The sequence below is a fragment of the Citrobacter braakii genome (genome assembly GCF_009648935.1).
GTDB classification, from domain to species: Bacteria; Pseudomonadota; Gammaproteobacteria; order Enterobacterales; family Enterobacteriaceae; genus Citrobacter; species Citrobacter braakii.
The window spans coordinates 251,558-277,113 of the sequence record NZ_CP045771.1 but is presented as its reverse complement, the minus strand read 5'-3'; the positions used below and the strand labels follow the sequence as shown (position 1 = coordinate 277,113).

At 52.3% G+C, this 25,556-nt stretch carries 27 protein-coding genes and 3 tRNA genes; 15 read left to right on the top strand and 15 right to left on the bottom strand.

The genetic code is table 11. The features are described 5' to 3' along the window. Positions 1-86: 86 nt before the first annotated feature. The 6 genes from opgB to GFC06_RS01210 form a co-directional block, all read right to left on the bottom strand. Positions 87-2,378 carry a phosphatidylglycerol--membrane-oligosaccharide glycerophosphotransferase gene (gene opgB / locus GFC06_RS01235; protein ID WP_153689751.1) on the bottom strand — a complete coding sequence of 764 codons (2,292 nt, stop codon included), beginning with the start codon at positions 2,376-2,378 and terminating at the stop codon, positions 87-89. A 230-nt stretch (positions 2,379-2,608) separates the two neighbouring features. After that, positions 2,609-3,100, bottom strand: coding sequence for a DUF2501 domain-containing protein (locus GFC06_RS01230; RefSeq protein ID WP_016151586.1), 492 nt, complete (start codon positions 3,098-3,100; stop codon positions 2,609-2,611). A gap of 70 nt (positions 3,101-3,170) precedes the next feature. Then, the gene (dnaC, locus tag GFC06_RS01225) at positions 3,171-3,908 is read right to left on the bottom strand and encodes a DNA replication protein DnaC (protein ID WP_153689750.1); all 738 of its coding nucleotides are present in this window, start codon (positions 3,906-3,908) and stop codon (positions 3,171-3,173) included. Between the two features lie 2 nt (positions 3,909-3,910). Then, positions 3,911-4,450, bottom strand: a complete 540-nt coding sequence (gene dnaT, locus GFC06_RS01220; RefSeq protein WP_016151588.1) for a primosomal protein DnaT — start codon at positions 4,448-4,450, stop codon at positions 3,911-3,913. Between the two features lie 122 nt (positions 4,451-4,572). Further along, positions 4,573-5,046, bottom strand: coding sequence for a threonine/serine exporter (locus GFC06_RS01215; protein WP_016151589.1), 474 nt, complete (start codon positions 5,044-5,046; stop codon positions 4,573-4,575). Further along, positions 5,037-5,813, bottom strand: a complete 777-nt coding sequence (locus GFC06_RS01210; protein WP_016155624.1) for a threonine/serine exporter family protein — start codon at positions 5,811-5,813, stop codon at positions 5,037-5,039. Before GFC06_RS01210 ends, GFC06_RS01215 begins: the two co-directional genes overlap by 10 nt. A gap of 458 nt (positions 5,814-6,271) precedes the next feature. On the opposite strand from GFC06_RS01210, the gene GFC06_RS01205 reads away from it, so the two are divergent. Together GFC06_RS01205 and bglJ are read left to right on the top strand one after the other, a co-directional pair. Further along, the gene (locus GFC06_RS01205; RefSeq protein ID WP_153689749.1) at positions 6,272-6,997 is read left to right on the top strand and encodes a helix-turn-helix transcriptional regulator; all 726 of its coding nucleotides are present in this window, start codon (positions 6,272-6,274) and stop codon (positions 6,995-6,997) included. After that, positions 6,958-7,635 carry a DNA-binding transcriptional activator BglJ gene (gene bglJ, locus GFC06_RS01200; protein WP_029139757.1) on the top strand — a complete coding sequence of 226 codons (678 nt, stop codon included), beginning with the start codon at positions 6,958-6,960 and terminating at the stop codon, positions 7,633-7,635. Before GFC06_RS01205 ends, bglJ begins: the two co-directional genes overlap by 40 nt. A 54-nt stretch (positions 7,636-7,689) precedes the next feature. On the opposite strand, the gene GFC06_RS01195 is transcribed toward bglJ, so the two are convergent. Continuing rightward, complete coding sequence (locus GFC06_RS01195) at positions 7,690-8,151, bottom strand: YbaK/EbsC family protein (RefSeq protein ID WP_016151593.1); 462 nt, start codon at positions 8,149-8,151, stop codon at positions 7,690-7,692. Between the two features lie 235 nt (positions 8,152-8,386). On the opposite strand from GFC06_RS01195, the gene GFC06_RS23230 reads away from it, so the two are divergent. Continuing rightward, positions 8,387-8,527, top strand: a complete 141-nt coding sequence (locus GFC06_RS23230) for a hypothetical protein (protein ID WP_016151594.1) — start codon at positions 8,387-8,389, stop codon at positions 8,525-8,527. Beyond that, positions 8,517-9,860: a PTS sugar transporter subunit IIC gene (locus tag GFC06_RS01190; protein ID WP_016151595.1), complete on the top strand. Its 1,344-nt coding sequence runs from the start codon at positions 8,517-8,519 to the stop codon at positions 9,858-9,860. The genes GFC06_RS23230 and GFC06_RS01190 overlap by 11 nt, the downstream gene beginning before the upstream one ends. A gap of 29 nt (positions 9,861-9,889) precedes the next feature. On the opposite strand, the gene fhuF is transcribed toward GFC06_RS01190, so the two are convergent. Both fhuF and GFC06_RS01180 read right to left on the bottom strand, forming a co-directional pair. Then, a complete protein-coding gene (fhuF, locus tag GFC06_RS01185) occupies positions 9,890-10,678 on the bottom strand; it encodes a siderophore-iron reductase FhuF (RefSeq protein ID WP_153689748.1) in 789 nt (262 codons plus the stop codon). 108 nt (positions 10,679-10,786) lie between these two features. Continuing rightward, a complete protein-coding gene (locus GFC06_RS01180; RefSeq protein WP_016151597.1) occupies positions 10,787-11,863 on the bottom strand; it encodes a GGDEF domain-containing protein in 1,077 nt (358 codons plus the stop codon). 216 nt (positions 11,864-12,079) lie between these two features. On the opposite strand from GFC06_RS01180, the gene GFC06_RS01175 reads away from it, so the two are divergent. Beyond that, a complete protein-coding gene (locus tag GFC06_RS01175) occupies positions 12,080-12,355 on the top strand; it encodes a DUF1435 domain-containing protein (protein WP_019078313.1) in 276 nt (91 codons plus the stop codon). A gap of 39 nt (positions 12,356-12,394) precedes the next feature. Here GFC06_RS01175 and GFC06_RS01170 read toward each other — a convergent pair. The 4 genes from GFC06_RS01170 to rsmC all read right to left on the bottom strand — a co-directional run bounded on the left by GFC06_RS01170 (position 12,395) and on the right by rsmC (position 13,950). Beyond that, positions 12,395-12,480 (bottom strand) — tRNA-Leu (locus GFC06_RS01170). A 31-nt stretch (positions 12,481-12,511) separates the two neighbouring features. Beyond that, positions 12,512-12,597 (bottom strand) — tRNA-Leu (locus GFC06_RS01165). Between the two features lie 28 nt (positions 12,598-12,625). Beyond that, positions 12,626-12,712: transfer RNA gene (locus GFC06_RS01160), tRNA-Leu, on the bottom strand. A gap of 209 nt (positions 12,713-12,921) precedes the next feature. Continuing rightward, positions 12,922-13,950, bottom strand: a complete 1,029-nt coding sequence (gene rsmC / locus GFC06_RS01155) for a 16S rRNA (guanine(1207)-N(2))-methyltransferase RsmC (RefSeq protein WP_153689747.1) — start codon at positions 13,948-13,950, stop codon at positions 12,922-12,924. 103 nt (positions 13,951-14,053) lie between these two features. Here rsmC and holD point away from each other — a divergent pair, with 103 nt between their 5' ends. The 8 genes from holD (at position 14,054) to GFC06_RS01115 (ending at position 20,564) form a co-directional block, all read left to right on the top strand. After that, positions 14,054-14,467 (top strand): DNA polymerase III subunit psi, encoded by a 414-nt coding sequence (holD, locus tag GFC06_RS01150; protein ID WP_003837254.1) that lies wholly within the window; start codon positions 14,054-14,056, stop codon positions 14,465-14,467. After that, positions 14,436-14,882 (top strand): ribosomal protein S18-alanine N-acetyltransferase, encoded by a 447-nt coding sequence (rimI, locus tag GFC06_RS01145; protein WP_153689746.1) that lies wholly within the window; start codon positions 14,436-14,438, stop codon positions 14,880-14,882. Before holD ends, rimI begins: the two co-directional genes overlap by 32 nt. A gap of 14 nt (positions 14,883-14,896) precedes the next feature. After that, the gene (gene yjjG, locus GFC06_RS01140; RefSeq protein ID WP_016151600.1) at positions 14,897-15,577 is read left to right on the top strand and encodes a pyrimidine 5'-nucleotidase; all 681 of its coding nucleotides are present in this window, start codon (positions 14,897-14,899) and stop codon (positions 15,575-15,577) included. 92 nt (positions 15,578-15,669) lie between these two features. Next, entirely contained in the window at positions 15,670-17,259 is a 1,590-nt protein-coding gene (gene prfC / locus GFC06_RS01135) for a peptide chain release factor 3 (protein WP_016151601.1), read from the top strand. 306 nt (positions 17,260-17,565) lie between these two features. Then, positions 17,566-18,183, top strand: coding sequence for a molecular chaperone OsmY (gene osmY, locus GFC06_RS01130; RefSeq protein WP_016151602.1), 618 nt, complete (start codon positions 17,566-17,568; stop codon positions 18,181-18,183). A 127-nt stretch (positions 18,184-18,310) separates the two neighbouring features. Beyond that, the gene (locus tag GFC06_RS01125; RefSeq protein WP_003019081.1) at positions 18,311-18,472 is read left to right on the top strand and encodes a DUF1328 domain-containing protein; all 162 of its coding nucleotides are present in this window, start codon (positions 18,311-18,313) and stop codon (positions 18,470-18,472) included. 245 nt (positions 18,473-18,717) lie between these two features. After that, positions 18,718-19,791 carry a patatin-like phospholipase family protein gene (locus GFC06_RS01120; RefSeq protein WP_016151604.1) on the top strand — a complete coding sequence of 358 codons (1,074 nt, stop codon included), beginning with the start codon at positions 18,718-18,720 and terminating at the stop codon, positions 19,789-19,791. After that, positions 19,788-20,564, top strand: a complete 777-nt coding sequence (locus GFC06_RS01115; RefSeq protein ID WP_153689745.1) for a metal-dependent hydrolase — start codon at positions 19,788-19,790, stop codon at positions 20,562-20,564. Before GFC06_RS01120 ends, GFC06_RS01115 begins: the two co-directional genes overlap by 4 nt. A 25-nt stretch (positions 20,565-20,589) precedes the next feature. On the opposite strand, the gene GFC06_RS01110 is transcribed toward GFC06_RS01115, so the two are convergent. Further along, complete coding sequence (locus GFC06_RS01110; RefSeq protein WP_153689744.1) at positions 20,590-21,453, bottom strand: YjjW family glycine radical enzyme activase; 864 nt, start codon at positions 21,451-21,453, stop codon at positions 20,590-20,592. Then, positions 21,425-22,975, bottom strand: coding sequence for a YjjI family glycine radical enzyme (locus tag GFC06_RS01105; RefSeq protein WP_153689743.1), 1,551 nt, complete (start codon positions 22,973-22,975; stop codon positions 21,425-21,427). Before GFC06_RS01105 ends, GFC06_RS01110 begins: the two co-directional genes overlap by 29 nt. A 261-nt stretch (positions 22,976-23,236) precedes the next feature. Here GFC06_RS01105 and deoC point away from each other — a divergent pair, with 261 nt between their 5' ends. Next, positions 23,237-24,016, top strand: a complete 780-nt coding sequence (deoC, locus tag GFC06_RS01100) for a deoxyribose-phosphate aldolase (RefSeq protein WP_016155634.1) — start codon at positions 23,237-23,239, stop codon at positions 24,014-24,016. Positions 24,017-24,195: 179 nt separating this feature from the next. Next, positions 24,196-25,518, top strand: a complete 1,323-nt coding sequence (gene deoA, locus GFC06_RS01095; protein WP_141875882.1) for a thymidine phosphorylase — start codon at positions 24,196-24,198, stop codon at positions 25,516-25,518. The last annotated feature ends 38 nt before the right edge of the window (positions 25,519-25,556 follow it).

Sequence of the window (25,556 nt, the reverse complement as noted above, 5' to 3'; positions counted from 1 at the left end):
GTGTGGTGTTGGGCGCTGTTTTTTTTCAGACAATAAATGCGGCTGGCTGTAAGGCTGATAAGCGAAGCGCCATCAGCCATTTCATGTTACGAGCCCTGAGCGACCACTTTGATTTCAACCATCCCGATCCCCAGCTTACGCGGCGAGTGGCCGAGAATATTGCCCTCGTTGGTGGCGACCGGATCGGGCGGGACAATCACCAGCGTATCGGCATCCGCCGGGTTATCAAAATGCAAGGTTGTGGTAGTGACATCATGGCCTAACACCAGCGTCTGTTCCTCGTGGCCAACGCGCACGGGAATAGGACGATTGGCATTGTCGCCAAAGGCTTTTGCGGTGATGACCAGATCGAATTTCTTCGGCAGCGGGGCCTTGTACTCGATGGTCACCTCTTTGCTGAGCTGCGCATTGGACCAGCGTCCCCAGGATTCGGGGCGTGAAATGCCGCTAAACTGTTTAACCTCTTCCGGCGCGCCCGCCACGTTGAAGACGAAGCTGTCGGCTTTGTAGCGAATGTCGTTATCGACAATTTTCAGCGTATCAACGTTACCTTTGTAGCGCTCCATGTCGATCACCGTGTCTTTAAACACGGTTTTACTTTTCCATTTAGCTTTGTCGACGTGCTGCACGATTTGCTGTCCGCCTAACTGGCCTTGCGATACGCACCAGTCGGTGGAGAGCGCCAGCTCCGGGGCCCATAGCTGCGCCATTTTGTAGCAGCGATCAACCCAGACAAAGTTATCTCGCGGCGCGAAATCTGCCAGTTGGAATCGCAACGGGGCCGAGTATTCGCTTTCCGGCAGCGGCTCGACGCGTTTGTCCGATACGCGCAGCAACAACGGCAGGCGGAAATGGCTGCCGGAGAAAGAGATCATGTTTTTGTCCTGGTCGACGGTGAACTCTTTCATCTCTTTCGGGAAATTCCACAGGCGGATGATATCGGGCTTCCACGCCAGCATTTTTTCTTTGATGTTCAGGAACACTTCAGACACGGATTCGCTCGACAAACTGCTGCGGCCAAGACCGATAAAGTTATCGCCACCGAGAATATCCAGTACCGTTGCCCCGTTATCCATCGTGTTACGCTTCACCGCCAGCGTCTCCTGCTGTGGCTGGTCGCCGCGCAGCACGAAGAACAGGTTGTTGCGATCCTGCTTGTTCAGATACTTCCATGCGGTGTTGTTCATCGCCAGATGATCGGAAGAAACCACGATAACGGTATCTTTGAACCACGGTGAGGCTTTGATCTTATTGATAAATTCGGCAATGTTTTCCTGGCTGCAACTGACTGCGCTGAAGGACTGGTTGGCCTTCCCGTCGATGTCATAACGTTTACGGTTGCAGCTACGTGAGATAAATCCGTCTGGATGATGGGTATCCACGGTCAGCGTAAACAGTGAAAAGCGCTGGCCCGAACGTGAAAGCTCTTCGAATTTTTTCCATGCTTCATCCAGCACGGTATCGTCGTAGAAGCCCCAGTCGTTGCGATAGGCTGGGTCCGCAACCACGCTTTTTAACTCTTCCGCACCGTAGAGATGATCAAAACCGTGAGATTTCAGGAACACGTCTTTGCCGGCAAAGCGCAGGTTGGCTCCCTGCACAAAGTAGTTTTGATAGCCGGAGTTTTTCAGGATATCGCCCAGACAGATATTGTTGGGGAAGAAGCTGGAGACCGACGCCGAGGCGTTGCCTTCAAACGGCGCAAACAGCGGAATACCGCACTGGGAGGCGACCATGCCAGCGATGGTGTAATCGGTACCCGGCAGTTGCATGGTATTGCTGAAATCCAGACCTTCGTTTTTCAACGCACCGAGTTCCGGGGTCAGATCCGGGAACGCGTCGTTGTTAAAATAGGTGCGCTCGAGGCTTTCGCCATAGATATAAACCAGATTCAGCTTCGGGTTGGGAATCGTTTTTGACGGCTCTTTATAATAGGTTGGGAAATCCGGATCGCCATCGCGCGACTGCGACTTTACCAGTTCGGTTATCTGGTGAAACGCCGGGCTGGCATCTACGGAGGCCAGCGCCAGCAGCAGGGCCAGCAGACTGTAACCCACATGATGCGGATGATGGCAACGGCGGCGCAGAATCCAGCCGAGAGCGACAAAAACGGTCGTCAGGACCAGCGCAATCCCGACGCCAGGTAAGATATATTTTCCAATTCCCGCGCCGGTCAGGCTGTTGGTCAGCGTGTACAGAACCGCGTCATTGATACCGTCGCCGGTGAAATAGTCACTGGCATACAGCGTGATATTCAAGACAATAAAAATCCCCAGCACCGTTAACGTGGCAGCAAACCACCAGGTATTGCGACCCGCTTTCCAGGCGTAAATCAGCACTGAAGCGAGAAACAGAGTAATGGAGATGAGTTCTGACAACGATCGATCCTCAGTAAACCGGGCAAACGCCTGGCAGGCTAATGATTTGGGGAAAGCACAATGTAATAGCGATGTTGCATTGCTGCAATTGTAGTGACATTAAATTACGTTGTTATTCAGAATTGGTTTAGATATGCGTGTTTTTTGCGGGGGATTTACTGATTATTTGACGTGTGAATTTTATGGGGAGCAGGTTGATGCCGCGCAGGGTATACGCGGCATGTCGTGCGTCAGGAAATGAAGTTCATACCCTGTTTTAACACCAGATCGCAGGCCTTGGTTTTTACCTGCTTCGCCAGCGAGCTGTTGCCAATTGTGTTCAGGTCCAGTTGTTGACCATCTTTGGCGTTGAGCAGCCCCTGAATGCCGTCCATATAGTTGGTGTCTTGTTTTTGCTCCGGAGCACTGAGGCCCAGTTTATCCAGCACCTGGTTTTTGACGTTCTGCGTGTCGGTGACCGAGGCCAGTTTCTGTTTCGCGCAATATTCCAGGATTCCGGCGGCGTTATTCATGCTGCTGGAGGTCAGCGACTGATTGCTGCCATTCAGTAGACTGGTCAGGGAAGAGAGCGACGAGCCGCCCTGCGAGCCGGAGCTTTGTTTGCTCAGTTCGCTGGCCGCGCTGGAGAGCGAATCCTGCCAGGAGGCGGCGAAAACGCTGGTCGAGATGAGCGTGCTGGCGGCAAGCGCACAGCACAGCAGACGTTTGGTTGTTTTCATCATTATATGCAACTCGTGTTATGCCTTTTCAGCGCAGTATAGCGCCGGCAGTCTTAGGAGTGGTCCTAATACGTTAATACTCTTTACCGGTTACCCGACTACGGTAGCTTTCCCAGTTAAAAATCACCCACAGGCTGTTGCCAAGGCGCATACGGTCCATTACCCGCTCGCCCAGCAGTTTGTTCATTTCATCCATATTGCTGTTGGTCAACATACCGGTCGGGCGTTTTGAAGACGAGCGGCGATCGACGATCTGGTTGATGATCACTTTTTCATAGCGGGATTCGGTCTGCACGCCGATTTCGTCGATCACCAGCAAATCGACATTGCTGAGATCGTTGAGTAGCTGTTCTTCGCTGGTTTCACGGTTGCTGAAGGTATCTTTCATGGCTGACATAATGTCCGCAACGGTGATAATCAGCACCGACTTGCCGCGCAGCAGCAGTTCGTTGCAGATAGCGGCGGCCAGATGGTTTTTGCCGGTGCCGGGCTTGCCAGAGAAAATAAAGCTGGCGATGTTGCCGTCAAACTCTTCAACGTACTGGCGAGCTTTGCTCAGGGCGTTCATCTGACCTTCGCATTCCACCCGATAGTTATCGAACGAACAGTTCTGATGCAGTGGACGAATACCGGAACGGTTGAATGTGCGCTGCATTTTCATAGCCCGGTTTTCACGGGCCAGCGCTGCGGCGCGAATTTCACCTTGATCTTTTTGCCATGCCAGCAGCTCCTCGCCCGTTTTAAAGGCTGGCTCGACATTAGCCGGCATCATTTTTTGCAGACGTTTCATCAGGTCGCCAACGTTTTTCATCGTTATCCTCTAAAACCCGGTGGAATATGGTTGTCAGGCTCGCTGACACTGTTCACATCGCGCTTCGGCATTCCGCCATTGCTGGCCCGGCCAATCTGGATGCTGCGTGCCAGTTTTTGCTGCCACTGAATATGGTGAAAGACTTTGCCTTCGGCCTGCCAGTAGGCGACAAATGAGGCCAGTTCCTCGGCGGTGACCGGTTCTCTTAACGCCACGCCCCACAGGGCGGCCTGGCGCTGAAAGTCGGCATCGGGCTGCCAGTCAGCGTACATCGCAAATTTCCCCATTGGCACGACAACGGGAGCGGTTTGCGGCTCTTCATAAAATTGTGCATCCAGCGTCACATCGCTACCCGGGCGTGACAGTTTCTCTTCAAGCGCCAACAACTCGGCCAGTCGTGCAGGCGTCACCGCGTAAAATGCTGGCGCGTTATTGGCGAATACGGCTACGGCGCCGCCCGCAGACCTGGCCAGCACCGTATGGTGATCGTGTAGTAAGGCGTCAATGCTCGTGACGTCCGGCGTCAAAATTTTGCTGGGCATAATGTTTCTCAATACTGAACAACAACCGAGAAGGGGACTGCTTTTATAGTAACACAGAGAAGAAGGAGAGCAGCAGATGAGGGGGCGATTCCCCTCTCTGCGAGGGCTAACAAAGCGTGCCGCTAAACGCGCGGGCGTTTGCGATACAGCCATAATCCCGGTACGGATAGCCCGATGGAGAGCGCTCCGACAATCGATGAGGCTTTCAGGAAATTGGTCAACAGCGTGATCATCAGCGCTTCGCTGTAACCAAAATGGCCGATTTTTACCGCCGAGATCATGGCGGTATAGGCAGAGATCCCAGGGAACATGGGGATTACTGCCGCAACGGTGAAGACTTTCGGATGCGCCAGATACCAGCGTGACCACTGGATCCCAATGCAGCCCACCAGTAGCGACGCCATAAAGGTTGACCATTCGATATTAAATCCTGCGCTCATCATCACCATTCGTGAACCGTGGCCGAGTGCGCCGAGTAACGCGCACCAGGGGAGCGCCCGATGTGGTACGTTAAATACCATGGCAAAACCAAGCGCAGGTATTGCCGACAGGATCATGTCCTGCATTAGCGCCAAAATGAAATCAATCACGCCCATCCGCGCAGCCCCCATAAGGTCATCGACATGACTACGCCAATGCAGGTCGCCAGCGTCAGCAGACTGGCAATAGCCCAGCGAGCGAGCCCTGTATTAATGTGTCCCTTAAACATATCCGCGACGGAGTTGATCAACGGAAAACCCGGAACCAGCAGCAGCACGCTGGCGGCCATGGCGATGGTTGGAGTGTGGTTAAACGTCGGCAACGTTAGCAGCAGACCAGAAATCGAGGTTGCCACAAACGCAGTAATGCAGAAGTTGATTTGCGGGTGCAAATGCCGGGACGCCAGAATCTGGCGAATATACATTGCCACCATACTGGCGAAAAAGGTGATCACCGCGCCATCCCATCCGCCATTATTGAGTTTACAAAAGCAGGCGCAGGACAAGCCGACCATAAAGGCGACCAACCATCTTGGATAGCGCAGCGGTTTAATCTGGCTAAAGCGTTTCTCAACGCCTTTAACATCCAGCAGTTTGTGTTCCGCCAGAATAACGATGTGCTGCACCTCCGTCACGACGTGCATGTTAATTCCGCGATCCTGATTTTTTCGCGTTGAAGTCAGGCACTGCCCGTCTTTAATGGTGGTCAGGACGATGGCGTTAGAGGAGATAGCGCTTTCTACGCTATCCATGCCAAGCGCTAGCCCGAGGCGGGTGGATAGCTCGTCAACCAGCGCACTTTCTGCCCCATGCTGAAGTAAAAAAAGACCGCATTGAATACATAACCGTGTAACCGTTCGCTGTGACGACTGCTCTGTTTGCATGACTCGCTCTGACTGAAAAGGATCTCTTTGCGTGGCGGATGTCTTCTTTTTATCATGAAGCATGATCCTGTTGGCTCTGGCTAAGATCAATCTTTGCGTCGAAAAAAGATGCAGATCGTACGTTTGATGCGTTTGCACATCTCACTTGCTTATCAATAAAGACAGCGCTTATGAAAATGTAATGTTATTTATCAGGATGGAAAATACGTAAGCAACGCTAACGATCTATTGTAGTTCTTTTAATTGTACAAAGAGTGTATTCATGAGTAATTATTGGCATGATGGTTCAATAGTTTGATGCTACTGGGATTGTAGCGGTATAACTTTGTTTATAAATAAAAGCCAAGGATAAACAATTCACCTCGTCTATTGTTTAGGGTTTCCTGTTAATTAATACTTTTAATTTATCAGGGGATTTTTAATAAGTGCGAATACGGACTGGTGAGTGTGGAGGAGATATGTTGCCAGGACGCTGCAAAAACGCAATTATTATTAGTAAATTACCGATCGTACAAACCGGACTTAAAGGTGTAATGCAGGGACAGTTCGCTGATTATGAACTTACCTACTGCCGCTCCGTCGAAGAATTGACGTTGCTGCAGCTGCGTTGTGCCGATTTGGTGATTGCTGACTTATCCGGAGACTGTAATCATCCACGTTCAGTCTGCGAACAATATTATTCTTTATTATCTCAATACCGCGATATTCACTGGGTATTTCTCGTTTCTCGTGTTTTTTATCCGCTGGCCATTGAATTGCTGATGTGCCCTGTCAGTTCGCTGTTATCTGATGCCGAGACGATTGAAAGTTTGGTGAATGTTATTCACGCAGGAAATAGCCGTGCCGAGAGAATTAGCAAGTCTCTGCTCTCTCCGCCCCTGATGCCAGAATTAGCAGACCATAGCGCCCGCTCAATTGTACTTACCCTCTCGGAGAGGAAAGTGCTGAGACTCCTGGGAAAAGGTTGGGGAATTAATCAGATTGCGACATTGCTGAAGAAAAGCAATAAAACAATCAGCGCCCAAAAGAACAGTGCTATGCGCCGCTTGTCGATACATAGCAATGCAGAAATGTACGCCTGGATAAACAGTTCTCAAGGATCGCGAGAATTGAATTTACCTTCAGTTTATGGAGAAACCACGGAATGGAAAGCCGCAGCATCAAAAGAAACGTTGCGCTGGTAGAGAAGTGCGCGATGAGTAGCGTCGGTATTAAGAGCCTGTTTAATACCATGCCGGATAATCAATACGAACTTCATATCTTTTCGAGCCAGCCTGCATTTAGTCAGGTGATGTTAAAAACGTCGTTTTCGGCGGTTATTTTCTCCCTCTCTGCAATCAGAACCGATCGCAGGGCCGGGTTAGCTTATCTGACGGAATTGGCGGTAAATTTTCCGCGTATTCGCCGGGTGGTGATTGCTGATGATGACGCTGAAGCGCGATTAATCGGCTCTTTGTCGCCGTTGCCGTTAGATGGCGTTGTGAGCAAATCTTCTTCATTAACGGTACTGCAGGACGCGTTATTTACGGTATTGAACGGTCCCAACCGGGGAACCGAAGGTTCTAAAAACCATTGGTATATCAATCAAAGCCGTATGCTCAGTCCAACAGAACGAGAAATACTGCGCTTTATGTCGAATGGCTATTCAATGCCGCAGATCGCTGCTCAGTTAGAGCGGAATATTAAAACCATTCGGGCACATAAATTTAATGTGATGTCCAAGCTGGGCGTGAGCTCAGATGCCGGACTGCTGGATGCTGCAGATATCCTGCTGTACCTGCGTGCAGGTGAACCTGCACCTTTTCTACAGGCGGCTTCTTAACGGGTAATGTTAGATCGTTTCGTGCCGGGTTTCGTTATCGGCACGGAACGTGAATCATCCCTGACACACATCCACCCAGGTGGCGGAAGTCAGCTCAGCCATCCTTTCTGGCGTGATACGAACGGCGCTGTGGATGGCGCCTGCGGCGGGAAGCACTTCAGCGTAATGCTTCAACGAAACGTCGCAGTACACTGAAATCGGCGTTTCCAGTCCGAAAGGGCAAACGCCGCCAACAGGATGGCCCGTCGCGTTCACCACTTCATCGCTACTCAACATCCGGGCTTTGGCACCGAAAGTGCTCTTTAGCTTTTTGTTATCCAGTCGGGCATCACCTTTGGCGACGACCAGAATAATGTCGTTCTTGACCTTCAGAGAAAGCGTTTTCGCGATCTGGCCAGGTTCGACGTTATGGGCTTTCGCTGCCAGATCGACGGTAGCTGTGCTCTGATCTAATTCGATAATCTCAATATCTGGTGCATATTGCGCTAAAAATTGGCGTACTGATTGCAAACTCATTCTTCTCTCCAAATCGCCTACAGGTAGCTCCATACAGCAGAAAACCGCATGGCGTAATTTGTCATAGGGGCAAGCTCGCTGTAAATATTTTAATGTAACAACATGGCAACATTGGCAGTTTTTCGATCGTCTTCACAATCAAAGAAACCGGTTACAGTAACCGGTTGCAGAATGCTCAAATGGCGATTAATACTGAAGTTGTCACTTCCTCTGTATTACATAATAAGAGCCATCTATGAAACTGAACTCAAAATGCAGTAGCGCTGGCGTTCCTCCCGGCACGGTTGCGAAAAGCAGTAATGGGCTTTACGTGGTGGTGTTGATACCAGCACGGTTGCAGGGTTTTGCACAACGGGAGAACGGCTATGTCTACTAATCATGCTGTGTTTAATGTGATTTTCCGCTTCGTTGAAAATTACGTCAGCCCTGTTGCCGGGCGCATCTCTTCACAACGTCATGTGATGGCTATCCGTGATGGGTTTATTTCGGCGATGCCCTTTATGATCGTAGGCTCGTTTCTGCTGGTTTTCGCCTATCCACCTTTTTCTCCGGATACCACCTGGGGGTTTGCACGTGCGTGGCTGGATATGGCGAAACAGTTTGAAGGCCAAATCCTCACACCGTTTGATATGACGATGGGGATCATGTCAGTCTACATATGTGCGGCTATCGCTTATAACCTGGGCAAGCACTATGTGAAGTCACATCAGCTAGATCCCTTCATGTGCGCGATGCTATCGATCATGGCTTTTTTGCTGATTGCTGCACCGAAAACTAAAGGCACGATGCCGGTTGATAGCCTGGGCGGTACGGGGATTTTCACTGCCATCCTGGTGGCTATTTACTGCGTTGAAATGATGCGCTTCCTGAAGGCGCACAACATCGGCATTCGTTTACCCGATCAGGTGCCGCCGATGATCAAAAACTCCTTCGATCTGCTGATCCCTGTGCTGGTGGTGGTACTGACGCTGTACCCGCTGAGTCTGGTGATTCAGTCGCAGTTTGACATGCTGATCCCGCAGGCCATCATGGCCATCTTTAAACCACTGGTGTCTGCAGCGGATTCTCTGCCAGCGATACTGCTGGCGGTGCTGATCGGCCATCTGCTGTGGTTTGCGGGTATTCATGGCGCGGCAATTGTGTCGGGAATGCTGCAAATGTTCTGGCTCACCAATCTCGGGATGAACCAGTCGGCGCTGGCGCAGGGCGCGCCTTTACCGCATATCTTTATGGAGGCGTTCTGGACGTTCTTTATTGTGGTTGGAGGTTCCGGCGCGACGATGGGGCTGGTGATTTGCTATCTGCGTAGCCGCTCGGCCCATCTGCGATCGATCGGGCGTTTGAGCGTTGTCCCGAGCATTTTTAATATTAACGAACCGGTGATTTTCGGTACGCCGATTGTCATGAACCCAGTGTTCTTTATTCCCTTCCTGCTGGCCCCGATGGTGAACGCAGTGCTGGCCTGGGCGGCGATGAAGCTGGATTTAATTGGGCGGGTGATTTCAGTGGTTCCCTGGACGGCCCCGGCACCGGTTGGCGCTGCATGGGCGTTAGGCTGGGATTATCGTGCGGCCATTCTGGTTGTCCTGCTGGCACTGGTGTCTGCCGTCATCTACTTCCCATTCTTTAAGGTTTACGAAAAGCAGCTATTAGCGCAGGAAAAAGAAGAAGCACAGCGTATAGAAGAAGAAAATCAGCAGGTTGCATAACTGACGGGCGAGGGGCTACGGCTCCTCGCTTACTTCAGCGTGCAGTCACCGCATTGCTGGACATCGGGCAGGCGATAGCGCTGGCAGCAGGTTCTGCGCACTAACAGTCCCTCGCGCGGAACAACGGTACGCCACAGGGGATTATCCTGACCGCAGGAGAGTTGCTTCTCAAAAAAACAGGTCTGGCGCAGTGTGGTCAGCAGTTCTTCACCTAATAACGGCTTCATTTCCGTTAAATACCAGTGAATTAAATATCCGGTGTTGCTCCAGATAAGCTTCACATTGATCTCGCCCGTCGCTTCCAGCGCCTGCACAACCGGCGTCAGCGCCGAGAGAATCAGTGTTTCCATGCGTTGCTGAGGAGACTGGGCCGTGACCTGGTGATCCTGATGCACGTCGATCCAGAAGCAGGCAGCACGGCCTGTTTCGTGGAATTCTACGTGCATGTGTTCAGGAGAGACGTCGATGGCCTCTTTTTGCGTCAGCAGGGCCACCATGAGCGGAGGCATCATCAGGCCGATATACCACTGCGCCCAGAGAGAAATCAGCGGCTTATTTTCGCGTGGCAGCGTGGGCTGATTGCGATAAATATGGTCTGAATAGACAGCCAGCAATGAACTTAGCGTCGTTGATTGCGTCCATTCATGTAGCGTCATCGCACCTGGCACGGGTGTTTCGTCAAGACGAATGAAGTCCAGCAGGTGCTCACGGGTGTTGGCTATCGTTGCGCGTACGGCAGCAGCCAGCGAGGGTATCTTTGCAGGCAGAGGGCTACGCCAGATGACATCTTCAACGATCGGTGCGGAACGATAAGCCATGTCGATATAAGGATGTTAATCTTAATGATAATGATTGCTAATCCTATAATTGACATTGAGCGATGGCAAGATCTTTGTCGCCATCCCGGGCGACACCGCACAGATAGCTCAGGCAGAAGGGCAGTTTACTCGCAGGTCATCGCTGACCAGCGTACTGTTGCGCCCAAGGCTCTTGGCCTCATAAAGGGCTTTATCCGCTCGGGCAACAGCGGCATCAATATCCTGCTCGACCAGAGGCGCAATACCAATACTCACGGTTACGTTGGTTGCCACGCTCTCGTTAAACATGTGAGGAATTTTAAGGTCGTACACCTTCTGGCGAATACGTTCGGCGGCAGCCTGGGCCTGCTGGGGATCGACCGCGGTCAGCAAAACCATAAACTCTTCCCCACCAAAGCGCGCCACCACGTCCCGGGAGCGCACGGAGTCACGAATCGCGGCAGAGACGCGGATCAGCGCCTGATCTCCCATCATATGACCGTAGTGATCGTTATATGCTTTGAAATGGTCGATATCCAGCAGCAAGACGTAGTGCTTCGCGTTGCTCAAGGCCAACAGCGTATCGAGTCGGTGTTGCAGCCCCCGACGATTGTACAAACCGGTTAGCGGGTCGAGCATGCTGAGCCCGTTCAGGGTCTCCCGTTCTTCCAGCAGTTTATACATCAGCTGCTGGGCGAAGCCATCGTAGCGTTTTTGTATCACATGCTGGATGGCGATCCCGGCCATGGGCAGCGCCATAAAATAGATAATTCGCAAACCATGCTCGCTGCCATTCAGCCATAAACAGACGGCGACGGAAGGCAATGAGTGAAGCGTAAACGCGATGATATTATTGGCAAAAGCGATAGATCCAATAAACAGCACGCTGAGAAGCGCGATTAATAGAAAATAATAATCATTATGACCCAGTGCGTTATATTTCAGGAAAATATGTAATGCCCATAGCAAACCAAAAACGATTGAAATAAAAGGAAGATTAATTCTTTTATCCACATATTTCCTATGCCATGCCAGCAACAATGTACTCATCACGAGAATCAGCAATGCCGGTACTGACAACGCTTTGACGGCAAACAGGGGAAAAAAAAGCGTAAACAACGCGGAGACTGCGTTGAGTAGCAGAAACAATCGTAAAGAGAGTTGGTATTTTTTGGTGCGCAGAGCTCGCCAGGATTGTACTGTCATAGGTAAATATTGTTAGTTATCTGCAATGTACGAAGGTGTGTTGGTAAATAAAACAAATAACGAACGGGGTATCATTCGCAGAGGTTTTTATTGTTTTTAGTTGAAAAGCTAACCGGCGAGCAATTTATCACCTTAAATTATTCATGTCATCAATCGTTAAGTAAAACTCATATAATTGATAGTGCCTCCCAGCTGACAAATGAGAAAATTTATCATATGATATTGGTTATCATTATCAATGTCATAGGTGGTACCATGTTGCAACGTACGCTGGGCAGTGGATGGGGGGTTCTGCTGCCGGGAATACTGATTGCCGGGATGGCATTTAGCGACCTGTCGGTCTACGTATGGAAGGCGATGATTGTATTAGGATTACTGTTGACTTCACTCATGCTGTACCACAAGCGTTTGCGGCATTTTGTCCTGTTGCCTTCATGTGCGGCGCTAATCGGCGGCATTGTTCTGGTGATGATGAACGGGAATCAGGGATGAACAAAACAGGGAAGAAAATCGAGAGGGAAATAAGATAATTGGTGCGAGGGGGGGGACTCGAACCCCCACATCCTAAGGACACTAACACCTGAAGCTAGCGCGTCTACCAATTCCGCCACCTTCGCACAGTCATCTTATTTTTTGATATCGCCTCGTTGGTGCGAGGGGGGGGACTCGAACCCCCACATCCTAAGGACACTAACACCTGAAGCTAGCGCGTCTACCAATTCCGCCACCTTCGCCCAGTGCGAGCAATATCAACGTGGATTATGGTGCGAGGGGGGGGACTTGAACCCCCACGTCCGAAAGGACACTAACACCTGAAGCTAGCGCGTCTACCAATTCCGCCACCTTCGCATACCATCGACACTTAAAAAAGTATCGTTACCACGGAGGCGCATTCTAGTGGTTTTCAACTTTTCGTCAATAGTTAATTGCCCAGGACGCGCTTAATTGATGTAAAAATGGGCGCTAAACGCAGGCCGTGTAAACGAAGTGCCACCCCGCATTTAGCAAACCCTGCCGGATGGCGGTGCAGGCACCTTATCCGGCATGGGATGGCCGTTCTACTTCTTCGCCTGACGCGTCATGATGGTGCGATAGACCTTGAAGCGACCGGTCTGCGCGATAACTTCGTGGAAGCCAAACACTTCATCCAGTACCTTCGGATAAGGCAGGAAGGCGTTCGCCACGATACGCAGTTCACCGCCGCTGTTGAGGTGGCGCACTGCACCACGAATCAGCGTTTGCGCGGCATCGAGGCTGGTCTGCATCCCGTCGTGGAACGGTGGGTTGGAGATGATCATATCAAAGCGACCCGTCACGTCAGAAAAGACGTTACTGGCGATTACGTCTCCTTCAATACCGTTGGCAGCAAGCGTTGCGCGGCTGGCTTCAACGGCGGCGGCACTAACATCGCACAGGGTTAAGCGCACTTTTGGCGAGTGGCTGGCTAAGGCGACGGAGAGTACGCCTGCACCGCAGCCGACATCCAAAACTTTGCCTTTGGTGTGCGGCGTCAGCGTGGAGAGCAGCAGTTGGCTGCCAACATCCAGGCCGTCACGGCTGAATACGCCCGGCAGCGTTTTGATGGTCAGATTTTCGGTCTGGTATTCATCCCAGTATTTTTCTGCATCAAAGACCGGCTGTTTTTCCAGACGACCATGGTACAGGCCACAGCGACGCGCGCTGTCGACTTTGTTCAGCGGCGCGTATTCGGCCAGCATCTGCTCTGCGCTACGAACGCCGCTGCGGTTCTCACCAACAACAAAAATATCGGTGCCCACCGGTAACAGCGACAGAATGTTCATCAACTGGAACTGGGCTTCCGACTTATTCTTCGGCCAGTAGTAGATCAGCGTATCGCTATCGGCAACGTCATCGGCCTGCGCGACGAGGCTAAAGCGAACGTTGTCACCCATCTGGCGGTTAAGCACCTGCCAGTGGTGAAGCTGCTGAGTGTGCGCACGGCTGGCGGCGCATTCAAAATGGGCAGGCAGGTCATCCTGCAAATCACCGGCAAACAGAATACGGCTTTGTTCGAAATCATCACTGTGGCGCAGCAAGACTTCACTTGCCGGGGTAAAAGCAGACATGGAGTGCTCCTTAAATTGTACAGCGGGGGATTATAGTTGTTTGATGGCACGGATTCGACAAATTTGCTATATTTGCGCCCCTGATAGACAGGAGTGTTTCGCTATGACATCCCGACGAGACTGGCAGTTACAGCAACTGGGCATTACGCAGTGGTCATTGCGTCGTCCCGGCGCACTGCAGGGCGAGATCGCGATTTCAATTCCTGCGCACGTCCGTTTGGTGATGGTTGCTGCACAATTACCCGCACTAACTGAACCGTTGATGAGCGATATTTTACGCGCATTAACCGTCAGCCCGGATCAGGTTTTACAACTGACGCCTGACCGTGTCGCCATGCTGCCGCAGGGCAGTCGCTGTAATAGCTGGCGGCTGGGAACCGAAGAGCCGCTGCTGCTGGAGGGCGCTCAGGTCGAGAGTCCTGCGTTTAATGAATTACGGGAAAACCCCGCGGCCCGCGCCGCGTTATGGCAACAAATCTGCGCATATGAACACGATTTCTTCCCTCGAACAGACTGATTTACCTGCAGCATTTCAGATTGAAAAACGCGCCCACGCTTTTCCGTGGAGTGAAAAAACATTTGCCAGCAACCAGGGCGATCGCTACCTCAATTTTCACTTGAGGGTTGATGACGTAATGGCCGCCTTTGCGATTACACAGGTCGTGCTGGATGAAGCTACGCTGTTCAATATTGCCGTCGATCCTGACTTTCAGCGCCGGGGCCTGGGGCGTGAGCTACTGGAATACCTGATCGATGAGCTGGAAAAGCGTGGCATTTTGACACTGTGGCTTGAAGTGCGCGCCTCAAATGCTGCCGCTATCGCGCTGTACGAAAGCCTGGGCTTTAACGAGGCGACGATCCGGCGCAATTACTATCCGACGGCCGATGGTCATGAAGACGCCATTATAATGGCATTGCCAATCAGCATGTAAGACAAGGTGTAATGATGAAGAAGTGGGACTGGATTTTCTTTGATGCCGACGAAACGCTGTTTACGTTTGACTCGTTTACCGGCTTACAGCGGATGTTTCTCGACTATAGCATTACCTTTACCGCTGAAGATTTTCAGGACTACCAGGCCGTAAATAAACCGCTGTGGGTGGATTATCAAAACGGTGCGATAACCTCATTACAACTCCAGCACGCTCGTTTTCAGAGCTGGGCTGAACGCCTGAAGGTTGAGCCAGGCCAGCTTAATGACGCCTTTATCAATGCGATGGCGGAGATTTGCTCGCCGTTGCCAGGGGCGGTTTCTCTGCTCAATGCGATTCGTGATAAAACAAAAATCGGTATTATTACTAACGGCTTTACGGCGTTGCAGCAAATCCGCCTTGAGCGGACGGGGCTGCGCGACTATTTTGACCTGCTGGTGATTTCTGAGCAGGTTGGCGTGGCAAAACCCGATCCCCGTATTTTTGACCATGCGCTGGAGCAGGCGGGCAATCCTGAGCGTTCTCGCGTACTGATGGTGGGCGACACCGCAGAGTCCGATATTCTTGGCGGCATTAACGCCGGGCTATCCACCTGCTGGCTAAATACGCACCACCGCGAGCAGCCAGCGGGCATTCAGCCGACCTGGACCGTGGCGTCATTAAGCGAACTGGAGCGGCTCCTGTGTAAACACTGATTGCCTCCCCCCCGTTGATGGGTAAAATAGCCGCAATTTTTCGTATTCAACTTGCACGGCCTGTTGCCGTGCTTACCTAAGAAGATTTGACTATGACGTTGTCTCCTTATTTGCAAGAGGTGGCCAAACGCCGCACTTTTGCCATTATTTCTCACCCGGATGCCGGTAAAACGACAATTACTGAAAAGGTACTGTTATTCGGACAGGCGATTCAGACCGCCGGTACGGTAAAAGGCCGTGGCTCCAGCCAGCATGCGAAATCTGACTGGATGGAAATGGAAAAACAGCGTGGTATCTCCATTACCACCTCTGTGATGCAGTTTCCATATCATGACTGCCTGGTAAACCTGCTGGACACCCCTGGGCACGAAGACTTCTCTGAAGATACATACCGTACTCTGACAGCGGTGGACTGCTGCCTGATGGTCATCGACGCCGCAAAAGGTGTTGAAGACCGGACCCGTAAGCTGATGGAAGTTACCCGTCTGCGTGATACCCCGATCCTGACCTTTATGAACAAACTCGACCGTGACATCCGCGATCCGATGGAGCTGCTGGATGAAGTCGAGAATGAGCTGAAAATCGGCTGTGCGCCGATCACCTGGCCGATTGGCTGCGGTAAGTTGTTCAAAGGCGTCTATCACCTATATAAAGACGAAACTTACCTGTACCAGACGGGTAAAGGCCACACCATTCAGGAAGTGCGCATTGTTAAAGGTCTGAACAACCCGGAACTCGATGCCGCCGTGGGGGAAGACCTGGCGCAGCAGTTGCGCGACGAGCTGGAGCTGGTGCAGGGCGCGTCTAACGAGTTCGACCATGAGCTGTTCCTCGCGGGCGAAATCACCCCGGTATTCTTCGGTACCGCGCTCGGTAACTTCGGCGTTGATCATATGCTGGATGGCTTAGTGGAGTGGGCGCCTGCGCCGATGCCGCGTAAAACCGACACCCGCGTTGTTGAAGCCTCAGAAGAGAAGTTCACCGGCTTCGTGTTTAAAATTCAGGCCAACATGGACCCGAAACACCGTGACCGCGTGGCGTTTATGCGCGTGGTGTCCGGCAAGTACGAGAAAGGCATGAAAATGCGCCAGGTGCGCATTGGTAAAGACGTGGTTATCTCCGATGCGCTGACCTTTATGGCTGGTGACCGTTCTCACGTGGAAGAAGCGTATCCGGGCGATATTCTGGGTCTGCACAACCACGGCACTATCCAGATTGGCGATACCTTTACCCAAGGCGAAATGATGAAGTTCACTGGTATTCCGAACTTCGCGCCGGAGCTGTTCCGTCGTATTCGTCTGAAGGATCCGTTGAAGCAGAAACAGCTGCTGAAAGGGCTGGTTCAGCTGTCCGAAGAGGGCGCAGTGCAGGTTTTCCGTCCGATCGCTAATAACGATCTGATCGTGGGCGCTGTTGGTGTGCTGCAGTTCGACGTGGTGGTTTCACGCCTGAAGAGCGAATACAACGTTGAAGCGATTTATGAGTCGGTCAACGTAGCGACAGCACGCTGGGTAGAGTGTTCTGACGTGAAGAAATTCGAAGAATTCAAGCGTAAAAACGAAATTCAGCTGGCGCTGGATGGCGGCGATAACCTCACTTATATCGCGCCGACCATGGTTAACCTGAATCTCACCCAGGAACGTTACCCTGACGTTCAGTTCCGCAAAACGCGCGAACACTAATCGACCTTCAGGGCACGGTATCCACCGTGCCCTACAACTTTTCCTGTCTTTTAAATCCCTTGCGGAATGTTCTTAAAACCTCTCGTTTTTCTTTTGTTTGCACGTTTTTTAGTCAATCTGGACTGCGATCACGAAATCCTGAACTATATTTAACAATGTGATGACATAAATGTCGGCGTTAAATGCTTTTTAGGCTGCCTGTTGCAGCTTCTATTGCTGATATTTATTCCACTTACAAGATTAGTTGCTGGCTCAAGCCGTTTTATGGCAGAGCGCAGCTTTTAGCAAACATACAGGAATACATCGATGACAATGACAGGACTTAAGATTTCTAAAACGCTGCTGGCCGTGATGCTGACCTCCGCTGTTGCAACGGGTTCTGCTTATGCAGAAAACTCCACGACGGATAAAACGCAATCCGGCGTCGAAAGTGCGGGGCAGAAAGTCGATAGCTCCATGAACAAAGTCGGTAATTTCATGGATGACAGCACCATCACTGCGAAAGTAAAAGCCGCGCTGGTGGATCACGATAGCATTAAGAGCACCGACATTTCCGTTAAAACCGACCAGAAGGTGGTGACGCTAAGCGGGTTTGTTGAAAGCCAGGCACAGGCCGAAGAGGCCGTTAAAGTCGCCAAAGGCGTTGAGGGTGTGACCTCCGTTAGCGACAAACTGCACGTACGTGATAGCAAAGACACTTCTGTAAAAGGCTATGCGGGCGATACGGCAATCACCAGTGAGGTAAAAGCCAAGCTGCTGGCCGATGATATTGTCCCTTCCCGCAAAGTGAAAGTTGAAACCACCGATGGCGTGGTACAGCTTTCAGGAACCGTTGAATCACAGGCTCAAAGCGATCGCGCTGAGAGCATCGCCAAAGCGATTGATGGCGTGAAAAGCGTCAAAAACGATCTTAAAACTCACTAATTAGACTTAATTCGTCCTCCCGACGTTTGTCGGGAGGCGTGTTGTGCACCACACTGAAAATATCGCCGATGGGCAGCCTGAGTGCTCATATCAAGCGGTGACATTAACTATGGTAAAGGAGAAGCGCATGTTTCGATGGGGCATCATATTTCTGGTTATCGCGTTAATTGCCGCTGCACTGGGTTTTGGTGGACTGGCGGGTACCGCTGCTGGCGCAGCGAAAATTGTTTTTGTGGTGGGGATCATTCTGTTTCTGGTCAGCCTGTTTACAGGTCGTAAACGGCCCTAGCGACATCCCCTTTATTCTTCAAGTTAAAGGTGCGCTGGCTACGCGTGCTCGCCCGCATCACTTACCAGAGTAAGCAGATCGGGATTTACGCCCTTGCCGCCTTCTTGTGACTCGAATTATTTTGGGGATTAACCGTAAAGATAACTTGCTACTAAGCCAGTCCACCGGACTGGCTTTTACGGTTTTAGCATCAGGCAATTTGCGTTACTTTGTTGTTCTATTACAAAAACAACAGGAAGGCAGAGGTGGGGCAGAGAATACCCGTCACGCTCGGCAATATTGCGCCGTTATCGTTACGTCCGTTTCAACCAGGCAGTATGGCGCTGGTGTGTGAGGGCGGCGGACAAAGAGGCATCTTCACCGCTGGCGTACTGGATGAATTCATGCGCGCGCAGTTCAATCCTTTTGATCTCTTCTACGGGACCTCCGCTGGTGCGCAAAACCTTTCAGCCTATCTTTGTAACCAGCCGGGTTACGGCCGTAAAGTCATCATGCGTTACACTACCCGACGTGAATTTTTTGACCCGGTGCGCTTTGTGCGCGGGGGAAATTTAATCGATCTCGATTGGCTGGTGGATTCGACTGCGTCTCAGATGCCGCTGGCGATGGATAACGCCGAGCGCCTGTTTGCCGCAGGGAAATCGTTTTATATGTGCGCCTGTCGGGGCGATGACTACACGCCTGGCTATTTTTCGCCGAACCGGCAAAACTGGCTCGATCTTATTCGTGCCTCCAGCGCTATTCCCGGGTTCTACCGCGCCGGGGTTGCGCTGGATGGTGTGAATTATCTCGATGGGGGAGTCAGCGACGCCATTCCCGTGCAGGAAGCGGCGAAGCAGGGGGCAAAAACGCTGGTGGTTATCCGCACCGTGCCTTCGCAAATGTATTACACCCCGCAGTGGTTCAAGCGTATGGAACGCTGGCTGGGCGAAAGCAGCCTGCAACCGCTGCTGAATCTGGTCCAGCACCATGAAGCCAGCTATCGCGCGATTCAGAGTTTTATTGAGAAACCGCCGGGCAAGCTGCGTATCTTTGAGATCTACCCGCCCAAACCGCTCCATAGCATGGCATTAGGAAGCCGTATTCCGGCGCTGCGGGAAGATTACAAGACCGGACGCCTGTGTGGTCGTTACTTCCTGGCAACCGTCGGCAAGCTGCTGGCGAAAAATGCGCCGCTGCCTCGTCAGACGCCGAAGATTGTGGTGCCGGGACCGGTCGTGGTTCCACCTGCGCCGGTGGCTAACGACGCTCACGCCCCCGTGGTGACCAATGCGCCTCAGGCTAACGACACGACGTTTAATAATGAGGATTTGGCGTGAGTTATCGTTTTATTGATACGCATTGTCACTTTGATTTTCCGCCGTTTACGGGCGATGAATCTGCCAGTATTCAGGGCGCGACTGACGTCGGCGTGCAAAGGATTATCGTTCCGGCCACCCAGGCGGCAAATTTTTCCCGTGTACTGGCGTTAGCGGAAAATTACCCTCCATTGTTTGCCGCCCTGGGGCTGCACCCCATTGTTATTGAGCAACATAGCGATGACTGCCTGGAGCAGTTGCAGCAGGCGCTGGATAAGCGTCCGCAAAAGCTGGTGGCGGTAGGTGAGATTGGGCTGGATCTTTATCGGGACGATCCGCAATTCGATAAGCAAGAGCGGCTGCTGGAAGCGCAGCTTAAGCTGGCGAAGCGTTACGAACTGCCGGTGATCCTGCATTCGCGGCGCACTCATGACAAGCTGGCGATGCACCTGAAACGCCATGCTTTACCGCGAACCGGCGTGGTGCATGGATTTTCCGGGAGCGTGCAGCAGGCCGAACGTTTTGTGCAACTGGGCTACAAAATTGGCGTGGGCGGCACCATTACCTGGCCGCGCGCCAGTAAAACCCGCGAGGTAATGGCGCAACTGCCGCTGGACTCACTGCTGCTGGAAACTGACGCGCCGGATATGCCGCTCAACGGCTTTCAGGGACAGCCGAATCGCCCGGAGCAGGTGGTCAGAGTCTTTGATGTCCTCTGCGAGCTGCGCCCGGAACCTGCGGATGTTATCGCTGATGCGCTGTATCGCAATACGACGGCGTTATTTGATTTTTAATTGCCGGATACGTCGCATCCGGCAATTACAGGTACAGCGCCGGGAAGATCAAATTATCCACTCCGCGCTCGCGCAATCCTTGCGCCAGTTGCTCCACATCCTCAGGCGTGGCGCTCGGCCAGTCCTTCGCTTCGCCGTACACCCCGTGCGCATGAAAGGCATTTAGCCGCACTGGTACATCACCTGAACGTTTGATAAACGCCGCCAGTGCATCGATATGCTGTAGATAATCCACGTGGTCAGGAATAACCAGAAGGCGCAGTTCCGCAAGTTTTCCCTGCCCGGACAAAAAGGTAATGCTTTGTTTAATCAGCGTGTTATCACGGCCAGTCAACTGTCGATGACACGCGCTATCCCAGGCTTTTAAATCGAGCATTACGCCGTCGCATACCGGCAGCAGTTTTTGCCAGCCGGTTTCGCTCAGTATGCCGTTGCTGTCTACCATGCAGGTCAGGTGTTGCAGCTGCGGATCGGTTTTGATTGCGTTAAACAGCGCCACGATAAACGGCAACTGGGTGGTCGCTTCGCCGCCGCTGACCGTAATTCCTTCAATAAACAGCACCGCCTTGCGAATATGCTGCAGCACTTCATCAATGCTCAGGGTTTGCGTCATCGGCGTGGCCTGCTGTGGGCACATGTGCAGGCAGGTATCGCACTGCTGACATACGTCGGATTGCCATCTCACTTTCCCCGCACTCAGGCTCAGCGCTTCATGCGGGCAATGCAGGACACATTCCCCGCAGTCGTTGCAGCGTCCCATCGTCCACGGATTGTGGCAATTTTTACAGCGCAGGTTACATCCTTGCAGAAACAGAGCCAGGCGACTGCCCGGCCCGTCGACGCAGGAGAAAGGAATGATCTTACTTACTGAAGCGCATCTGCTGTTCATGGCTAATCACGCGAGGTTGTCGTTCCAGAATGCGGGTATTGCGCGCGGCTTCTTCGCCCAGCCAGGTGGTGTTGGTGCGTGAACCTTCGGCGCGATATTTTTCCAGATCCGACAGGCGTACCATATAGCCGGTGACGCGGACCAGATCGTTACCACTCACGTTGGCAGTAAACTCACGCATCCCAGCTTTAAACGCCCCGAGGCACAATTGCACCAGCGCCTGAGGATTGCGCTTGATGGTTTCATCCAGCGTGAGAATGTCGCTGATCCCAGCGTGATAATACGCATGATGCGGCGCGACGGTTTGCAGGTGAGTGATCGGATCCGGCTCATCGCCGTAGGGCAGACGCGCGCCCGGCGTGGTGCCGATGTCAGAACTGATCCCTGACTGTGCGTGCAGCATTGCGCGCTGCTTCCAGCCAAATTTCACCGGGGTACTTTCTACAAACTCCGCCAGTTGGGCGCTGATGCGATAGCCGAGCTGATTGGCGACCTCGTCTTTTCCGTAGCGAGCATTCTGCCCCGCCTTATCGCACAGCAGATTCACCGCCTCCGCCAGGCCATACATGCCGAACATAGGGACAAAACGTTCGGGATCAATCAACCCTTCCTGCACCAGGAAGCTATTCTCAAAGAAATGTGATTTTTCATAGAGGAATTCACATCGTGAATCAATGATGGTGATTTGCTGCTGGCAATAGTGCGGTAGGGTGCGCATAAAGAAGTCATCGACAGAGGTGCTGCGCTCTGCGATGGCTTTCAGATTGAGCCTGACCAGCGTGCTTCCACCCCCGGCGAGCGGCAACGAGTTGTAACAGCTGACGACGCCATACTGACCTTTTGTGAAAATTTTATCATTTTCGGGGCCGTTGGAAATGTGCGGCTTACTGCACTCGCAGATATTTTGCGCCACGTTGAGCAGCAGGTCGTCAGGTGTAATTTGCGGATCATAAATGAACGTCAGATTAGGCGAAACCTGCTTTAACTCTGCGTCTGCGCGTAAAATTGCACGGGTGACAGGCGTATCAGCGGGGCCGATATTGGCATGCATAAATGCGTCTGGCAGGGTTCTGTCGAGATAACGCCAGAAACGTTTTATTCGAATATCGATCTCATCTTGTGTTAGAATTCTAACATACGGTTGCAGCAGAACGTCGAGCTGGCCGAGATAGACCGGCATCGAGGTGACTGACGGAACGTGGTGATACAGGATGGTGAGTAAGGATAACGCGTCATCAAGATCCCTGGCTCCTTCCAGTTCCAGCCATGAGGAACCGTTGGCCAGAAAACGCGCGTAGTCGGGTAAAACATAGCGCGGTTTGAACGGGGCATGACCTTCATACATATCGCAGATCACCCCGTCATCCAGCGCCTGGCGAGCCTCAGCAGGTAGTTGCGGGTAAGGCAGCGCGTTTTCAGCCTCCAGCGCCAGGAAGTGGCGTTTCTGCTCAGGGCTGAGCACCGGACTGGTCACGATTTGTTGGCAACGCTGTTGCAGCGCGAGTTCGCTTGAAGTGGGCATCGTTGATTCCTTTTTATCCCGAAGGTGTAACGCCATTGTAGAAAGCAACGCCGCCACAACCTTTGATCCGGATGCGCCTGATGCCACCGCATCCCTTCTTGAAAGGTGATTTATTTGAAGTAGATCTCATTAGAGTAATGCAAATCTGTATGTGGTTTTCATTAACTGTGATGTATATCGAAGTGTAATAGCGAGCGGATGTTAGAATACTAACAAACTCGCAAGGTGAAATTTTATACGGCGATGCCGTTGGAGAATGTTATGACCGATTTAACAGCAAGCAGCCTGCGTGCACTGAAACTGATGGACCTGACCACCCTGAATGACGACGACACCAATGAAAAAGTGATCGCGCTGTGTCATCAGGCGAAGACCCCGGTAGGCAACACTGCCGCTATTTGCATCTATCCGCGTTTCATTCCTATCGCGCGTAAGACGCTGAAAGAGCAAGGCACTCCGGACATCCGTATTGCAACCGTGACCAACTTCCCGCACGGCAACGACGACATCGAGATTGCGCTGGCTGAAACCCGCGCGGCGATTGCCTACGGCGCGGATGAAGTTGACGTGGTGTTCCCTTACCGTGCCCTGATCGCCGGTAACGAGCAGGTTGGTTTTGATCTGGTTAAAGCATGTAAAGATGCGTGTGCGGCGGCAAACGTGCTGCTGAAAGTGATCATCGAAACCGGTGAGCTGAAAGAAGAGAGTCTTATCCGTAAAGCGTCTGAAATCTCCATCAAAGCGGGTGCTGATTTCATCAAAACCTCTACCGGTAAAGTGCCGGTAAATGCGACGCCGGAAAGCGCACGCATCATGATGGAAGTGATCCGCGACATGGGCGTTTCTAAAACTGTAGGTTTCAAACCGGCAGGCGGCGTGCGTACTGCAGAAGATGCACAGCAGTTCTTGGCGATTGCTGACGAACTGTTTGGCGCTGACTGGGCCGATTCCCGTCACTATCGTTTTGGCGCATCCAGCCTGCTGGCGAGCCTGCTGAAAGCGCTGGGTCACGGCGACGGTAAGAGCGCAAGCAGCTACTAATTACTCGTCATACTGCAAGCCGCAGGTGCGTTAGCTGCACTCCCTCACCCCAGTCACTTACTGTAGTAAGCGCCTGGGGATGAGCTTCCTTGCCGCTTCCTGCGACTCGAATTGTTTAGAGTAATCATTCATTGCAGTGGGTTTTCCGCTGCATTTAACCTGATTTATCGGGGGTTACCATGTTTCTCGCACAAGAAATTATTCGTAAAAAACGTGATGGTCATGCGCTGAGCGATGAAGAGATTCGCTTCTTTATCAATGGGATTCGCGACAACACCATCTCTGAAGGGCAAATCGCCGCCCTGGCGATGACCATTTTCTTCCACGATATGACAATGCCTGAGCGTGTTTCGCTGACCATGGCAATGCGTGATTCAGGAACCGTGCTGGACTGGAAAAGCCTGCAGCTGAACGGCCCGATTGTGGATAAACACTCTACCGGCGGCGTGGGTGACGTAACGTCACTGATGTTAGGCCCGATGGTCGCTGCATGTGGCGGCTATATTCCGATGATCTCCGGACGTGGTCTGGGTCATACCGGCGGTACGCTCGATAAACTGGAAGCCATCCCAGGGTTTGACATCTTCCCGGACGATGCGCGTTTCCGTGAAATTATTAAAGACGTGGGTGTGGCGATTATTGGGCAAACCAGCTCGCTCGCACCGGCGGATAAACGTTTTTATGCCACCCGCGATATTACCGCGACGGTGGATTCCATCCCGCTGATTACCGGCTCTATCCTGGCGAAAAAGCTGGCGGAAGGGCTGGATGCGCTGGTGATGGATGTGAAAGTCGGCAGCGGCGCCTTTATGCCGACCTATGAGCTTTCTGAAGCGCTTGCCGAAGCGATTGTCGGCGTGGCGAACGGGGCGGGTGTACGTACCACCGCGCTGTTAACCGATATGAACCAGGTACTGGCATCCAGCGCAGGTAACGCGGTTGAAGTCCGCGAAGCGGTGCAGTTCCTGACAGGTGAATACCGCAATCCACGTCTGTTAGACGTCACGATGGCGCTGTGCGTGGAAATGCTGATCTCCGGCAATCTGGCGAAAGACGATGTCGAAGCCCGTGCGAAATTGCAGGCGGTGCTGGATAACGGCAAAGCGGCAGAGATTTTTGGTCGCATGGTTGCGGCGCAGAAAGGCCCGACCGATTTCGTCGAAAATTATGCGAAGTACCTGCCGACGGCAATGCTCAGCAAAGCGGTATATGCTGATACCGAAGGTTTTGTCAGCGCTATGGATACCCGTGCGCTGGGAATGGCGGTTGTTTCCATGGGCGGCGGTCGTCGTCAGGCTTCGGACACCATTGATTACAGCGTTGGCTTTAGCGACATGGCGCGTCTGGGCGACAGCGTAGACGGACAGCGTCCGCTGGCGGTGATCCACGCCAAAGACGAAGCCAGCTGGCAGGAAGCGGCGAAAGCGGTCAAAGCGGCAATTAGCCTTGACGATAAAGCGCCAGAAATTACACCGACAGTCTATCGTCGTATTACCGAATAACTGTATACTGATCTGATCGCTTTTTTGCGGCGCAGATG

Coding starts and splice junctions, on each gene's coding strand:
- GFC06_RS01230 (WP_016151586.1), bottom strand. CDS start 3,100: ATGATGAAAACAACCAAACGTCTGCTGTGCTGTGCGCTTGCCGCCAGC.
- dnaC (WP_153689750.1), bottom strand. CDS start 3,908: ATGAAAAACGTTGGCGACCTGATGAAACGTCTGCAAAAAATGATGCCG.
- dnaT (WP_016151588.1), bottom strand. CDS start 4,450: ATGCCCAGCAAAATTTTGACGCCGGACGTCACGAGCATTGACGCCTTA.
- GFC06_RS01215 (WP_016151589.1), bottom strand. CDS start 5,046: ATGGGCGTGATTGATTTCATTTTGGCGCTAATGCAGGACATGATCCTG.
- GFC06_RS01210 (WP_016155624.1), bottom strand. CDS start 5,813: ATGCAAACAGAGCAGTCGTCACAGCGAACGGTTACACGGTTATGTATT.
- GFC06_RS01205 (WP_153689749.1), top strand. CDS start 6,272: ATGTTGCCAGGACGCTGCAAAAACGCAATTATTATTAGTAAATTACCG.
- bglJ (WP_029139757.1), top strand. CDS start 6,958: ATGGAAAGCCGCAGCATCAAAAGAAACGTTGCGCTGGTAGAGAAGTGC.
- GFC06_RS01195 (WP_016151593.1), bottom strand. CDS start 8,151: ATGAGTTTGCAATCAGTACGCCAATTTTTAGCGCAATATGCACCAGAT.
- GFC06_RS23230 (WP_016151594.1), top strand. CDS start 8,387: ATGAAACTGAACTCAAAATGCAGTAGCGCTGGCGTTCCTCCCGGCACG.
- GFC06_RS01190 (WP_016151595.1), top strand. CDS start 8,517: ATGTCTACTAATCATGCTGTGTTTAATGTGATTTTCCGCTTCGTTGAA.
- fhuF (WP_153689748.1), bottom strand. CDS start 10,678: ATGGCTTATCGTTCCGCACCGATCGTTGAAGATGTCATCTGGCGTAGC.
- GFC06_RS01180 (WP_016151597.1), bottom strand. CDS start 11,863: ATGACAGTACAATCCTGGCGAGCTCTGCGCACCAAAAAATACCAACTC.
- GFC06_RS01175 (WP_019078313.1), top strand. CDS start 12,080: ATGATATTGGTTATCATTATCAATGTCATAGGTGGTACCATGTTGCAA.
- rsmC (WP_153689747.1), bottom strand. CDS start 13,950: ATGTCTGCTTTTACCCCGGCAAGTGAAGTCTTGCTGCGCCACAGTGAT.
- holD (WP_003837254.1), top strand. CDS start 14,054: ATGACATCCCGACGAGACTGGCAGTTACAGCAACTGGGCATTACGCAG.
- rimI (WP_153689746.1), top strand. CDS start 14,436: ATGAACACGATTTCTTCCCTCGAACAGACTGATTTACCTGCAGCATTT.
- yjjG (WP_016151600.1), top strand. CDS start 14,897: ATGAAGAAGTGGGACTGGATTTTCTTTGATGCCGACGAAACGCTGTTT.
- prfC (WP_016151601.1), top strand. CDS start 15,670: ATGACGTTGTCTCCTTATTTGCAAGAGGTGGCCAAACGCCGCACTTTT.
- osmY (WP_016151602.1), top strand. CDS start 17,566: ATGACAATGACAGGACTTAAGATTTCTAAAACGCTGCTGGCCGTGATG.
- GFC06_RS01125 (WP_003019081.1), top strand. CDS start 18,311: ATGTTTCGATGGGGCATCATATTTCTGGTTATCGCGTTAATTGCCGCT.
- GFC06_RS01110 (WP_153689744.1), bottom strand. CDS start 21,453: ATGAACAGCAGATGCGCTTCAGTAAGTAAGATCATTCCTTTCTCCTGC.
- GFC06_RS01105 (WP_153689743.1), bottom strand. CDS start 22,975: ATGCCCACTTCAAGCGAACTCGCGCTGCAACAGCGTTGCCAACAAATC.
- deoC (WP_016155634.1), top strand. CDS start 23,237: ATGACCGATTTAACAGCAAGCAGCCTGCGTGCACTGAAACTGATGGAC.
- deoA (WP_141875882.1), top strand. CDS start 24,196: ATGTTTCTCGCACAAGAAATTATTCGTAAAAAACGTGATGGTCATGCG.